The sequence below is a fragment of the Flavobacterium sp. LS1P28 genome (assembly GCF_003970335.1).
In the GTDB taxonomy this organism is placed as follows: domain Bacteria; phylum Bacteroidota; class Bacteroidia; order Flavobacteriales; family Flavobacteriaceae; genus Flavobacterium.
The window spans coordinates 56,177-70,025 of the sequence record NZ_RYDI01000016.1; the positions used below are offsets into that span (position 1 = coordinate 56,177).

Consider the following 13,849-nt stretch of genomic DNA (forward strand, 5'->3'; position numbering starts at 1 on the left):
TTAGTCTCAAATTTAGTTTTAAACGATTTTTTTAGTGTATTTCACTTTCGGTTTTTAAAAACATTTACCACAACTTCGCAAATTATTGATACAGATTCGACATGTTTAATTTGCGCATTTGTGGGTTTAAGATTATTTAAAACAAAATAAATTTTACTTATCAAACAGTAAGTTTGCTAAAGCTTCGTCTCTTTTATACACATCCTCATAAAAATGAACCACACCTTCCGCATCAACCCAAGCGGTGAAATAACCAATGTATACTGGGATTTTGTTTTTAAGCGTGTACCAGTATTCCTCTTCGCCATTCATCGCGGTTTCTATCTTTGCAGGATTCCATTTTTTATCGTTCTTCATAATCATCGCAGCAAGTTCTTTTGGCTTGGCCACACGTATGCATCCGTGGCTGAACGCGCGGTCTTCCTTCCCAAATAAACTTTTGGATGGCGTATCATGCAAATAAATCGCATTCGAATTGGGAAATAAAAACTTGACTAATCCCAAGGAGTTCTCCGGTCCGGGTCTTTGTCTCACGTAATTGTCTTTCCATTCCATGTCGTGCTCGGCCAAGTAATTGGGATTCTTTTCAATGGCAGGAAGAATCTCTTTTTTGAGAATACTTGCCGGCACGTTCCAATACGGTCTGAATACAATGTACTGCATTGGCGCACTAAAAATTACGGTTTTATGCATGGCTTTTCCTACCACAACCTTGGAGCGTAATTCTGGTTTCCCATCTCTTAAAAAAGTCAGTTCATAGGCCGGAATATTCACCACGATTAATTCCTTGGATTTGGTAATATTATTCGAAATCCATCGGCAGCGTTCCATATTGACCATCACAGTTTTGATGCGGTCTGCAACAGATACATTCATGTAGCGGATGTGTTCCGGAAGTATCGTTTTGTTCAGTAGATTGCCACTTCTCTTTTTGAATTTCAATACTCCAGCCGCTAATTCAGCATCATATACGGCACTTTTAGAATCTCTGGCAAGATCATCCGTGACAAACAAACGTGTTCTGATTTGTGCAATGGCAGTGGCACTGTCTCCGGGTTTATAGGATTTTACACTTGGGTCTAATTCAGTGGTTTTCCATCCACCTTTAGTTTCTATTTTGCGGTATTCCTGCAGTACAGCTTTAAGGAGGTAATACTGTTTCAATACGCCTTTTTCGTCTTTGTGAATTAACGATGGATTGATCAATAGTGAATCCAGATAATCGCCATACGATTGTTTTTTTCGAGGCAAAAACCACTCTAAATCCTTCGATTTTTGAGTATCGATCCCATCATATACTTTATCCGCATAAAAGAAGTATAACGCAGAACTCAACAACTCAGTATCGATACTTGCTTTTTGATTGTCTTCTGGATTGTCATAAATGTCATCTAGTTTTTCCTTGTACGGAATCGCAGTTTCAATTCCTTCCTGCGTCAGATTATTCACTTTGTTGTATAATAAACCTGCAAATTCATATAGGCCATCCTTGTCAAACCAGATGTAATGAAACTGATGCTTGCGGTATAACTTTTCTACGTCTGTTTGGTAAGGCTGCAGTTTAGGATATTTTTCAAAAAACGTTTTGATTTGTGTACTGTCAAAAGCAACTGCAACGGTATTTAAACTCGTTTCCTTTTTAGTGTCATTTACATCTTTCTTTTTACAGGAAACGAGGGTAAATAGTAGTGCAAAAATAATAAGTAGTATGGAGGTGCTTAACTTTCTCATAATCTTAACTTTAAATCTTACATTTTACTGTCTAAACAATACAAAAATACGTCAAAACTCGATGTGTAATACCGCCTTGGGTTGGGCGGTTCTTTTTAGTTTGAAATCAGATTTGTAATTGAAGTGTCTAGATTAAAAATAAATTATATTCAATAATCTTTTAATCAATTGGTTACGGTATTTTTTTTGTTTCTAAAACTAAAGTTGAAATCAAATAGGATTGTCAAAATCCAAAAATTATGAAAGGAATTAAGGAAATATTCTAAGTTTTATTTCAAAAGGGTAAAGGTGTATTTTTGTGATATTTAGTCTAAATTATTTCTTTCGGCTGCGTTCTATGAATCAACAAAACCACTTTACAAAAAATAGAGCTATTGCTTTACGTATTTTGGGCCTTGTGGTTTGGATCTCAAATGACTTTCAGTTGTTTGAATAATTAGTTTCGAGCTATTCATTGCTATATCGGATGTTTTTATGCTACCTTGTAATTCAAACAGAAAAGGACTACGAGGAGACCAGTAGCTGTTGATCGAAAAATAAAAATAAGATGGAATAAAAAACCATAAATAAATACCGAATGAAATGAAAAAACTACTAGCTTTTTTGATAGTAATAACCATGTCTAGTTGTAAAAGTGTGATGGTAAAACAAAGCGATTCGAAAAACGAAATCAATGTTACATTAGATACTTGGCATAAAGCTGCTGCAGATGCTAATTATGACGCATACTTCGGCTTGATGTCAGATGATGCAATTTTTATAGGTACTGATGCAACAGAGATTTGGAATAAAACAGCTTTTCAGGCCTATGCAAAACCACATTTCGATAAAGGAAAAGCATGGAGTTTTACAGCTTTAGAACGTCATATTCATTTTGACAAAACAGGTAAAATAGCTTGGTTTGATGAATTACTGAATACTCAAATGAAAATTTGTCGCGGCTCAGGCGTGTTAGTCAAAATAGGGCAAAAATGGAAAATAAAGCAATACGTTTTGTCTATGACAATCCCAAATGATAATTCAGGTGAAGTGATTAAAGTTAAAACTTTTATCGAAGATGCGATGATCAAAAAATTACAAGCAAAGCAATAAAATTTTTAGCTCTTGTTTTATTCTTAAGTAGCAAGAAAGATATATTGTCGCAATTATTAAAAAGAGTTTTTGCCACAGATTGTAAGGATTAAAAAGATTTTTAAAATTACATAACGAATTAATCTGTGCTAATCTGTGGCAAAGAAATTTAGTGCTTTATTAAAATATGACATTAAATTTTAGTCATTACTTAGTTTGAAATTTCTTCATAAAATGTACTGTTGTTTAAAAGCCATCTTTAATTAAATAATAGTTTAAAGGGTGCATTAAATGTTGTTTTTAAATCGTTTTTCATTTTTTGGTCCCTAGTTCGCTCCGTCTGATATATTTCCTTAATTTTGCCGAAATATTCTAAAAAAGTGGGAAGCAAAAACAAATTAAAAAGATTCAAGGAAAACGAGACATTCAACAACGTTTTTCAACCAACGAGGGAAGAAGTAGTAGGTGATTTATTTTCGTTGAAAGGGAAATGGAATACAGAATTTTTCAAAAATGAAAATCCATTGGTGCTGGAACTAGGCTGTGGGAAAGGAGAATATTCAGTAGGACTGGCAGAAAGGTATCCCAATAAAAACTTTATCGGAATTGATATCAAAGGCGCGCGTTTCTGGCGTGGTGCTAAAACGGCTGTGGATACCGGATTGCATAATGTGGCTTTCATTAGAACTCAGATCGAATTGATCAATCATATTTTTGATGAAAATGAAGTAGACGAAATCTGGATTACTTTTCCCGATCCCCAAATAAAATACAAACGGACCAAACACAGAATGACAAATTCCGAGTTTTTGCAATTGTATAAAAAAGTACTTAAAAAAGACGGTATTGTAAATCTTAAAACAGACAGTGAATTCATGCATGGATATACCTTAGGTTTGCTGCATGGCGAAGGGCACGAAGTTTTATATGCCAATCATAATGTGTATGTAAATGAAGGAAGTCCCGAGGAAGTAACTGCTTTTCAGACATTTTATGAAAAACAATATTTGGAAGTTAATAAAGCAATTACGTATATTCGATTTAAAATTAAAGAATAGTTTTATATTTGGGATTGTTTTTTTGAATACTGGTACCGTTTGCTTATGAATTTAATCACTTCCTTGTTTTTGGGTTTTGTTACTGCCTTTGTGGGGATTACTCCCCCGGGACTTCTCAATATGACAGCTGCTAAAGTAAATCTGAAAGAAGGGAAGAAAAGCGCTTTTTGGTTTGTTTTGGGAGCAGTAATCGTAATTTTTGTACAAGCCTATCTCGCTATTTTATTTGCACAATTTATCGAAGTGCGCCCGGATGTGATTGTTTTATTGCGAGAAGTAGGATTTGTCATCTTTACTGCGTTGACTATTTTTTTTTTGTTGGTTGCTAAAACCCCCAAAATTAAAAAAGGCAAAATAAAAAAGAAGAGTACTTCCACTCGTTTTTTCTTAGGAGTTTTGCTCTCCTCTCTTAACTTTTTCCCTATCCCTTATTATGTTTTTGCAAGCATTACTTTGGCTTCTTATAATTTGTTTCTGTTTGATTTTTCAAATGTTTTTGTTTTTGTGACAGGAGTGGTGTTGGGCTCTTTTTTGGGGTTTTATTTGTATATTACTTTTTTTCAAAAAATACAAGAGAAGTCGGATTATATTATGCGAAACATGAATACAATTATTGGTAGCATAACCGGGTTTATATCATTAGTTACTTTGATTAATATTGTCCGTTATTATATGGGGTAATTGGCTCACCGGGTCTCCCATAAAACCTTTTTTCACTAGATTTAAAATCATGTCAAACGATACTTTTTTTGAACGCGTGTATGACATCGTCAGGCAAATTCCATACGGTAAGGTTACTTCGTATGGCGCTATTGCAAAGGCCTTAGGAACGGCACGCTCTGCCAGAATGGTAGGCTGGGCAATGAATGCCTCCCATGGTTTTGAGGATGTTCCGGCACACCGTGTAGTCAACAGGAACGGTTTGCTCACGGGGAAATTACATTTTGACGGCACCAATCTGATGCAGCAATTATTGGAAAGCGAGGGGATAATCGTGACCAACAATCAAATTGTAGATTTAGAAAAATATTTTTGGCAACCGGAAGTCAGGACAGAATGATTTATAATAGTTCAGATTCCGGGGTTCTAATCTCAACAAATACCCAATAACGACCAGCAATCTGTGCATCAATAAATGCGATGCAAATCCTTTATAATAAGAACTTTTCATAGTATCTTTGTAATCTGAAATCAGTTTAAATAAAGATAATATTCTGGTGGTATAAGCCAATAGAAACAGTAAACTAAAAATGAAATTAGAAAGAAAAGAAATTCTTAAAGCCTTAGAAACAATTACTATAGCCGGAGAAGGGAAAAATATGGTTGAAAGCGGAGCAATTGCAAACGTAGTCACTTTTGGCGATGAAGTAGTGGTAGATCTAGTATTACATACCCCAGCAATGCACATCAAAAAACGTGCGGAAGACGACATCAGAAAAACAATTCTTGAATTAGTATCTCCGGAGGCTAAAATCAAAATTAATAGTAAAGTGGAAGTGCCGGACAAACCGGAAATCAAAGGGAAACAAATTCCAGGTATAAAAAATATTATCGGAGTAGCCTCTGGTAAAGGCGGTGTAGGTAAATCTACCGTTACTGCAAATCTTGCAGTATCATTAGCTAAAATGGGATTTTCAGTAGGGATTCTAGATGCGGATATTTATGGTCCGTCCATGCCTATTATGTTCGACGTAGAAAGTGAAAAGCCCATTTCTGTCATGGTTGACGGAAAATCAAAAATGAAGCCCGTAGAAAGTTATGAGGTAAAAATTCTTTCGATAGGATTTTTTACAGCACCAAGTCAAGCAGTAATATGGCGAGGGCCCATGGCTTCTAAAGCCTTGAACCAAATGATATTTGATGCAGATTGGGGGGAATTAGATTTTATGTTAGTCGATTTGCCACCAGGAACAGGAGATATCCACCTTTCTATCGTGCAATCCTTGCCAATTACAGGAGTTGTCATCGTAAGTACTCCTCAGGCCGTAGCTTTGGCCGATGCCAAAAAAGGAGTTTCAATGTTCCTCTCAGAAGCTATAAATGTACCAGTTTTAGGAATTATAGAAAACATGGCGTATTTTACACCGGAAGAATTGCCTGAAAACAAATACTATATCTTTGGAAAAGAAGGGGCCAGGAATCTTGCCGAAGACTTAGATGTTCCATTCCTTGGTGAAGTGCCCATCGTACAATCGATTCGGGAAGCAGGTGATTACGGTCGTCCTGCAGCCATGCAAACCGGTTCAGTTATCGAAACAGTTTTTGAGGAAATCACAAAAAATGTAGTGCAGGAAACCGTCAACAGAAATAAAAATTTACCTGCTACCGAAGCTGTGAAAATTACAACTATGGCAGGTTGTTCCGCAGTAAAAAAATAAAAAATTAGAACGCATGAAAATAATTTTCAATCGTTCAATTTTCTAATCTTTTGAATCTTTAAACAAAGACAATGACAACAGAACAATTAACCCTAGAAGTTCAAAAAGCGCTAGAAGAAATAAGACCTTTTTTGAATTCAGATGGTGGTGACATTACCCTTATTTCCATAGAGGACGGGAAACACGTAAAAGTGCGTCTCGAAGGAGCCTGTACCAGTTGCAGCGTAAATCAAATGACATTGCGTGCCGGAGTAGAAACAACCATCAAAAAGTTTGCACCACAAATAGAAACTGTTGTAAATATCCTATAAATTAACAGGGCGTGCCCCTTTTAAGAAAAAAGGCTACTTGTTTTAACGGGTATAGGCCTTTTTTCTTAAAACGGTCGGGCTATCCGCGCTACTTCGGTAGCCAGCTTCTATCCCTCACGCAGTCCGTATTTAATAACCAACACCGATTGCCTAAAACCAAACACCCACAATCATATGGATGTATTAATAAAAATAAAAGATCGAGAAGGAGTCGTGCATGAGTTACAGGCTCCCACGGATATGGCCATGAATATCATGGAATTATGCAAAGCCTATGAGCTTCCTGTAGAAGGAACCTGCGGCGGTATGGCCATGTGTGCTTCCTGTCAATGTTATGTTCTTAATGATGTTGCCTTGCCAGAAATGGGCGATGATGAAGAAGCAATGCTTTCAGAAGCCTTTTATGTAAAAGCAAACAGTCGTTTGGGCTGTCAGATCCCAATTACCGAAAGCCTCGAGGGATTAGAACTCGAATTGGCTCCTGAAAATTAATAAAAAAGCATCTTGTTACTAAAACAAGATGCTTTTTTTAAGGGTATTTTCTAAAGAAGTGTTGCGTTATTTGAAAGTATTAGTTTTATGCCAATTCAACATTCATTAGGATAGTTTCTTCGATGGCGTCCCAAAGACCAATGCGTTTCTCTAAAGCTAATTTTGATACTTCCTCAACATCAGACCATTTTTGAGCATCTGTACCGCAAAGTTCTGTTATCATTTTCATCGCCATTGGCCCATGTTCATCCGCATCCAATTCGATGTGTCTTTCAAAATAATAAATCAGTTTGCTCAAATCCGTTTCAGGGAAATTCTCCTGAAAATTTTTCAAAATAGCGGTAAACATACTCGGTATCAAATCTTCTCTTCCAAAAGTAAAAGCCGCTGCAATTTCATGGGATTTCCCTTCCTCAATAACCCTGAATGTGAAATCCAGGAATGCTTTAATATTGGGGTGTAAAGTGCTGGTTTTTATAGCGACAAATATGTTTTGAAGGGAATCTACTTCAGTTAAAAAATGTTCAATACCTTCAGTATTTGCTCCACAGGATTGCATGGCTTCAATATACATTTCATAATGACTCAAACGGCGTCCGTCTAATGTTAAGTCAGATTCTTCAGCAAGGACAATTTCGTTTATTAAATATCTGGTTTGTGGATTTTCCGTTGCAAACCAGGGTGTTGTTGTACAAGTTAATTTGGATTGTAATGCTTTTAATAAAGACATGAAATCCCAAACAGCATAAATATGATTTTCTAGAAAACATTGTAAATCCTCAATAGTTTTTACTTTTTTATATAAAGGATGGTGTAACAACAGTTCTTTTTGAGGCTGAATACTATTGTTGATGGTTTGGATATTCATAAAGAGTATTTTTGTGTAAATATAAAAAAGCTTCTTGGTATCAAGAAGCTTTTATTATCAATTTTATTAATAGTTTAATAACTGTTTACCACTACTTGAAAGCAGGAATTCCAGTGATGTCCATACCGGTAATTAACAAGTGTATATCGTGCGTCCCTTCATAGGTGATTACAGATTCCAGGTTCATCATGTGACGCATGATCGAATATTCTCCAGTAATTCCCATTCCGCCTAGTATTTGTCTGGCTTCTCGGGCAATTTCCACAGCCATCATTACATTATTTCTTTTGGCCATTGAGATCTGGGCCGTTGTCGCTTTACCTTCATTTCTTAAAACACCTAATCTCCATGTTAATAATTGCGCTTTTGTGATTTCAGTAATCATTTCGGCTAATTTCTTTTGTTGTAATTGGGTTCCTGCAATGGGTTTGTCAAACTGAATTCTTTCTTTGGCATAACGCAAAGCCGTATCGTAACAATCCATGGCAGCACCAATAGCGCCCCAGGCAATTCCGTAACGTGCTGAATCCAGACAACCAAGTGGCGCTCCTAATCCAGATTTATTGGGTAATAAATTTTCTTTCGGAACTTTCACATTGTCAAAAATCAATTCTCCAGTTGATGAGGCACGAAGCGACCATTTGTTGTGCGTTTCCGGAGTGGTAAAACCTTCCATTCCGCGTTCTACAATTAAACCGTGAATTCTTCCTTCTTCATTTTTTGCCCAAACAATGGCAATATCAGCAAACGGAGCATTTGAAATCCACATTTTGGCACCATTCAATAAATAATGGTCGCCCATATCTTTGAAGTTGGTAATCATACTTCCTGGATCTGAACCATAGTTAGGTTCCGTTAAACCAAAACAGCCCATGTATTCTCCAGTGGCTAACTTAGGTAAATATTTTACGCGTTGTTCTTCATTTCCGTACTTCCAAATAGGATACATTACCAAAGAAGATTGTACAGATGAAGTGGAACGAACTCCAGAATCACCGCGTTCTATTTCTTGCATGATCAAACCATAAGATATTTGGTCTAGACCCGCACCGCCGTATTCTTCTGGGATGTAAGGACCAAAACCGCCTATTTCGCCCAAACCTTTAATGATTTGTTTTGGGAATTCGGCTTTTTGAGCATATTCTTCTATAATAGGTGATACTTCACGTTTTACCCAAGCACGAGCAGAGTCACGTACTAGTTTGTGTTCTTCTGTTAGTAAATCGTCAAGGTTGTAGTAATCTGGAGCTTGAAATAAGTCTGGTCTCATGGTTATTAATTTTTATGGAACAAATTTACAGAAAGAAATATAACAAAAGCATTAACAAATGTTATATTTTTTTATTTGAAATAGAAATAAGTAAGCCGAAAGTTTAAAAGTCGTAAAGTCAAAAGAATTAACTTTAAGTAAAACAGTTTTAAATCAGATTTTTACATGATTTTATCCTGATTTTAAAATACGACATTATACCATGGTTATTACTTAGCTTATTTTTTAACAAATAAGTCCTTTTATATACGAGATTTTATTAAAAAAGGTATTTTCCTCTAAATTACAATAAAAATTAACTTTAGCAGAGATCAAAGGTGTTTTAAATAAGATTACGGAATGGTTTAGGTGTTATTTAGAATCATTTTGGACTTACATCTTCATATAAAACTCTTTAGTCAATGCAATGTATTCGGGAGTATAAATGTGTCTTGCAGTTTCGATAATCAATTCGTCAACGGGATAGTTCGAGCTTTCTTCTCGGCTAAAGGCCAATAAACTGCGTTTAATTTCGGTAGTTGGAGTTCCTTTTACGTGTGTAATTTTAATTGGATACAATTCGTATTCTTTGGCAAGAGCCAAGAAATTTTCTTCTTCTTTGAAAGGAATTATAACTGTGAATATTCCGTTTTCTGAAAGCAATAAATCAGCAGCCTCGATTAAATCCTCAAAAGGCATCGCGTCAGCAAAACGGGCTAAATCACGTTGTTCGTTATCAGATTTGTAATCATCAGTATAAAATGGAGGATTGGAAACAATTAAATCATACTCGTCTTCCGGTTCTTCGACGAATTCATCTAAACCGGCATGAAAACAAAATAAGCGATCACTCCAAGGGGAGTTTTCAAAATTATCTACGGATTGTTCATACGCTTCTTCGTCTATTTCCAAAGCGTCAATTTGTTCCGCGTTACTTCTTTGTGCCAGCATTAGTGCGATTACTCCTGTTCCGGCTCCAATATCTAAAATACTAATAGGATTGTTTTCAATAGGAGTCCATGCACCAAGTAAAACGCCATCGGTTCCAATTTTCATGGCGCAACGATCTTGCTGGATTGAGAATTGTTTGAAACTAAACATAGGGAATTTTGATTTCAGATTGTAGATTAACGATTTTTGAGGAATTGAACACTAAAAACTGAATACTGAACACTAATTTAAAGGTACATTTCAATAAGTCCTTCTGGTAGATCCATGATAACTTTTTTGTTTTCACGGTCAATTTTAACCAAGAAAAGATCAATCATGGGGATAAGAATCTCAACATCACCGTTGAGGACTTCAAAAAGGGGTTGGGCAGTAGTATCATTAATGGATTCGATCTTTCCAACAACACCAAGACGTTTGTCTTCAACTTCAAAACCAATTACTTCGTGGAAATAGAATTTATTGCCGCTAAGTTTCGGCAACATCTTCAAAGGAAGGTAGATGGCATTGCCTATAATGGCGTCTGCCTCTTCTTCGGTAGTCATGTCTTCAAAACGAATTCTAAGTAAATCGTTTTTGTGCAGCGAACTACTTTCAATAAAAAAAGGAACCAAGTGTTTGTTACATTCAACAAACACTGATTCCAAGTTTTCATATAACTCAGGTTCGTCCGTGTCTAAATAGGCTAGAATTTCCCCTTTGAAACTAAATTTTTTAGCGATTTTACCTAAATAGAAACAATCTTCTTTACGCATAGTCGCCTTCTAAAATTATGCTTCAGTTGTTTCGTTATTTTCTTCTGCGGCAGGAGCTTCTTCAGCTTCAGCAACTTCTTCTTCAACAGCTGGAGTTGCAGCAGCGATAGCGTCAGCTTCTGCTTGAGCAGCTGCAGCTAAACGTTTTGCATTCACATCTTGTTCTGCTTTGAAAGCTTTAGCTTTAGCATCCGCTTGCACTTTTGTTAAGCCGTCTTTTTTAGCATCTACTTTTCCAGTTTTTGCCTCTAACCAAGCATTTAATTTAGCATCCGCTTGTTCTTGAGTTAAGGCTCCTTTACGGATACCACCGTCAAGGTGATGTTTCAATAAAGCTCCTTTGTAAGAAAGAATCGCTTTAGCAGTATCTGTTGGTTGAGCACCATTGTGCAACCATTTTACTGCACTATCAAGGTTTAAGTCGATAGTTGCTGGGTTTGTGTTTGGATTGTAAGTACCAATTTTTTCTAGGTATTTACCATCTCTTTTTGAGCGCGCATCTGCAGCTACAACCCAGTAAAAAGGTTTTCCTTTTTTACCGTGTCTTTGTAATCTAATTTTTACTGACATAATCTTGTGATTAAATTTTGAGGTACTCGACCTCTGTTAATTAAGAGGTGCAAAGATACCTTTTTTATTGATAAATACTAATTGGATTGTGGTTTTAATCTGTGGCAGTGCACTGTAGGTGGTTTTGATTCGTGTTTTTTTGTCCTGTTATGTTTTTTTTTAGCATTAATGCCCTATTTTTGTTAGTAAAAGAAGGTTTTATGAAAAAATATTTGATATTTCTAGGGGTACTTTTTTTAATGATTTCATGTGCGGAAGAGGTGAGTTTTAATACTCCTTCTTTACAAGGAAGGAAAGACAATGTGTTTTGGAGAGCGACAGCTTCCAAAGCGACTTTAGCTTCTGATGGTTCACTAGTAATTGAAGGGTTTACTGGAAATGAGGTTTTGACTTTGAAGACAACCTCCATATCACCTCAAGTGTATCCATTGGGAACCAGTAATTCCAAGACAGCTGTTTACGTATTGACTGGAGGAAGCGATGTTTCATTTGCAACAGGTATTGACATGGGTAGCGGGCAAATAGTAATTACTGATTATGATGAGAAGGGTCTTACGGTTACAGGTACTTTTAAATTTAGAGCCGAAAATACAAGTAGCAATCCGTCAACAGGCGCTGCTTTAAATTTTCAGCAAGGCGTATTTTATAAGGTTCCGGTAAGTCTGCGGGTTCCCTAAATTCACACGGTTAAGATTCTTAAATTGCAGGAGTTGGGTATTTTAGTAGCTTCATTTTCTTTTTGAATTTAAAATAAAAACATAAATAAGCTAATCTATAGTAGATTGCAAAAAAAATAGCAGTACATTTGTTTTATTATTTAAATAAGAACATATGAATATTTTTGTTGGAAGTCTTCCATTCAGTATTGAGGAAGCAGATTTAAGAGAGTCTTTCGAGGCTTATGGAGCAGTTGATTCAGTTAAAATTATTACTGATAAATTCACTGGAAGAAGTAAAGGATTTGGTTTTGTTGAAATGCCAAATGATGAAGAAGCTCAAAAGGCTATTGATGAATTGAATGGTGCTACTGTTCAAGGACGTGCAATCGTTGTAAACAAATCGGAGCCTAAACCAGAAGGTGAAAGAAGAAGTTTTAACAATAACAGTCGTGGTGGAGAATCTCGCGGTGGTTATGGTGGTGGAAACAGCCGTGGTGGAGAAAACCGTGGTGGTGGAAACAGAGGTGGATATTAATATTTTTCTCTACAACTATAAAAAAAGGTGTCAATGTAAATTGACACCTTTTTTGTTTCCTCACCCCAGCCCTCTCCCAGAGGAAAGGGGTTGGATTTTACAAATTAGCAACTAACCAGTCACCTACTTCGCTAGTTTTGTATGCCTTAGCCCCTTTAGCAACTAAATCTTCAGTTACAATTCCTTGTTCGAGTGATTTGTTGACTACAGCTCTAATCGCAGCCGCTTCTTCTTTTAAGCCGAAGGCATCTTCAAACATCATTGCAGCAGATAATACGGTCGCTAATGGATTGGCAATATTTAGGCCTGTGGCCTGTGGATAGGATCCGTGAATGGGTTCGTACAATGAAGTATGTTCTCCAACGGATGCAGAAGGCATTAATCCCATTGATCCGGATATCACTGAAGCTTCATCAGTCAAAATATCTCCAAATAAATTTTCTGTAATCAAGACATCATATGAATTTGGCCATTGTACTAAACGCATCGCTACGGCATCCACAAATTCATAACTTACCGTAACTTCGGGATAGTCTTTTTCCATTGCTTGTACGGTTTCTCTCCACAAACGAGAAGTTTCCATTACGTTGGCTTTGTCTACACAACATAGTTTTTTAGTACGAGTCATTGCTAGTTCAAAACCTTTTTTAGCTAAACGTTTTACCTCTGATCTGGTATAGGTACAAGTGTCAAACGCTGTTTCACCACCGTCTTTTCTTCCCTTTTCTCCAAAATAAATTCCGCCGGTAAGTTCCCTTAAAAAGATTAAATCAGTTCCTTCAATACGCTCTCTTTTTAAAGGAGAATTGTCAATCAAAGAGGGGAATGTAAATGTTGGGCGAACATTAGCAAACAGCCCTAGTTTTTTACGCATTAATAACAAACCTTGTTCTGGACGAACCGGAGCGCTTGGATCATTATCGTATTTTGGATGGCCAATGGCTCCAAATAAAACAGCATCAGCAGCCATACAAATTTCGTGAGTCTCATCAGGATAAGGAACTCCTACGGCGTCAATGGCACAAGCTCCTGTAAGTGCAGGAGTCCAGATGATTTCATGGTTGAATTTTTTAGCGATCGCATCCGAAACTTTTACGGCTTCATGGATTACTTCTGGTCCAATTCCGTCTCCGGCTAAAAGGGCTATTTTTAATTTCATATTAATTGTGTTTTCCTCCTCCCAGCCCCCTCCAAAGGAAAGGGAGACTGGGTGTTGAAGGATTG

Annotated in this window: 16 protein-coding genes; 9 read left to right on the forward strand and 7 right to left on the reverse strand. The window is 36.5% G+C overall.

Annotated features, from left to right (window positions below):
• Positions 1-153: 153 nt before the first annotated feature.
• Positions 154-1,731, reverse strand: coding sequence for a murein L,D-transpeptidase (locus EKL97_RS12185; RefSeq protein WP_126568965.1), 1,578 nt, complete (start codon positions 1,729-1,731; stop codon positions 154-156).
• 582 nt (positions 1,732-2,313) lie between these two features.
• On the opposite strand from EKL97_RS12185, the gene EKL97_RS12190 reads away from it, so the two are divergent.
• From EKL97_RS12190 to EKL97_RS12220, 7 genes are all read left to right on the forward strand, one after another.
• Complete coding sequence (locus EKL97_RS12190) at positions 2,314-2,823, forward strand: nuclear transport factor 2 family protein (protein WP_126568966.1); 510 nt, start codon at positions 2,314-2,316, stop codon at positions 2,821-2,823.
• Positions 2,824-3,182: 359 nt separating this feature from the next.
• A complete protein-coding gene (gene trmB / locus EKL97_RS12195) occupies positions 3,183-3,860 on the forward strand; it encodes a tRNA (guanosine(46)-N7)-methyltransferase TrmB (RefSeq protein WP_126568967.1) in 678 nt (225 codons plus the stop codon).
• A 45-nt stretch (positions 3,861-3,905) separates the two neighbouring features.
• Complete coding sequence (locus tag EKL97_RS12200) at positions 3,906-4,541, forward strand: LysE family transporter (RefSeq protein WP_126457519.1); 636 nt, start codon at positions 3,906-3,908, stop codon at positions 4,539-4,541.
• A 49-nt stretch (positions 4,542-4,590) separates the two neighbouring features.
• Positions 4,591-4,920: an MGMT family protein gene (locus tag EKL97_RS12205; protein WP_126568968.1), complete on the forward strand. Its 330-nt coding sequence runs from the start codon at positions 4,591-4,593 to the stop codon at positions 4,918-4,920.
• A gap of 190 nt (positions 4,921-5,110) precedes the next feature.
• Positions 5,111-6,238, forward strand: coding sequence for an Mrp/NBP35 family ATP-binding protein (locus EKL97_RS12210; protein WP_126454314.1), 1,128 nt, complete (start codon positions 5,111-5,113; stop codon positions 6,236-6,238).
• A 71-nt stretch (positions 6,239-6,309) separates the two neighbouring features.
• Positions 6,310-6,549: a NifU family protein gene (locus tag EKL97_RS12215; RefSeq protein WP_126454312.1), complete on the forward strand. Its 240-nt coding sequence runs from the start codon at positions 6,310-6,312 to the stop codon at positions 6,547-6,549.
• A gap of 174 nt (positions 6,550-6,723) precedes the next feature.
• A complete protein-coding gene (locus EKL97_RS12220) occupies positions 6,724-7,041 on the forward strand; it encodes a 2Fe-2S iron-sulfur cluster-binding protein (protein WP_039110363.1) in 318 nt (105 codons plus the stop codon).
• A gap of 85 nt (positions 7,042-7,126) precedes the next feature.
• Here EKL97_RS12220 and EKL97_RS12225 read toward each other — a convergent pair whose 3' ends face one another.
• From EKL97_RS12225 to EKL97_RS12245, 5 genes are all read right to left on the reverse strand, one after another.
• Positions 7,127-7,909 carry a DUF3050 domain-containing protein gene (locus tag EKL97_RS12225; protein WP_126457517.1) on the reverse strand — a complete coding sequence of 261 codons (783 nt, stop codon included), beginning with the start codon at positions 7,907-7,909 and terminating at the stop codon, positions 7,127-7,129.
• A gap of 91 nt (positions 7,910-8,000) precedes the next feature.
• The gene (locus tag EKL97_RS12230; protein ID WP_126568969.1) at positions 8,001-9,179 is read right to left on the reverse strand and encodes an acyl-CoA dehydrogenase family protein; all 1,179 of its coding nucleotides are present in this window, start codon (positions 9,177-9,179) and stop codon (positions 8,001-8,003) included.
• A gap of 372 nt (positions 9,180-9,551) precedes the next feature.
• Positions 9,552-10,259, reverse strand: a complete 708-nt coding sequence (locus EKL97_RS12235; protein WP_126454304.1) for a tRNA1(Val) (adenine(37)-N6)-methyltransferase — start codon at positions 10,257-10,259, stop codon at positions 9,552-9,554.
• Between the two features lie 77 nt (positions 10,260-10,336).
• Positions 10,337-10,861, reverse strand: coding sequence for a ribosome maturation factor RimM (rimM, locus tag EKL97_RS12240; protein ID WP_126457515.1), 525 nt, complete (start codon positions 10,859-10,861; stop codon positions 10,337-10,339).
• Between the two features lie 15 nt (positions 10,862-10,876).
• On the reverse strand, positions 10,877-11,431 hold the full coding sequence (locus EKL97_RS12245; protein ID WP_126454300.1) for a 30S ribosomal protein S16: 555 nt from the start codon (positions 11,429-11,431) through the stop codon (positions 10,877-10,879).
• Positions 11,432-11,631: 200 nt separating this feature from the next.
• Here EKL97_RS12245 and EKL97_RS12250 point away from each other — a divergent pair, with 200 nt between their 5' ends.
• Both EKL97_RS12250 and EKL97_RS12255 read left to right on the forward strand, forming a co-directional pair.
• Positions 11,632-12,108: a DUF6252 family protein gene (locus EKL97_RS12250; protein WP_126568970.1), complete on the forward strand. Its 477-nt coding sequence runs from the start codon at positions 11,632-11,634 to the stop codon at positions 12,106-12,108.
• A 154-nt stretch (positions 12,109-12,262) separates the two neighbouring features.
• Complete coding sequence (locus tag EKL97_RS12255) at positions 12,263-12,625, forward strand: RNA recognition motif domain-containing protein (RefSeq protein WP_126454296.1); 363 nt, start codon at positions 12,263-12,265, stop codon at positions 12,623-12,625.
• A 97-nt stretch (positions 12,626-12,722) separates the two neighbouring features.
• On the opposite strand, the gene leuB is transcribed toward EKL97_RS12255, so the two are convergent.
• Positions 12,723-13,784, reverse strand: coding sequence for a 3-isopropylmalate dehydrogenase (leuB, locus tag EKL97_RS12260; protein WP_126454295.1), 1,062 nt, complete (start codon positions 13,782-13,784; stop codon positions 12,723-12,725).
• Positions 13,785-13,849 lie beyond the last annotated feature (65 nt).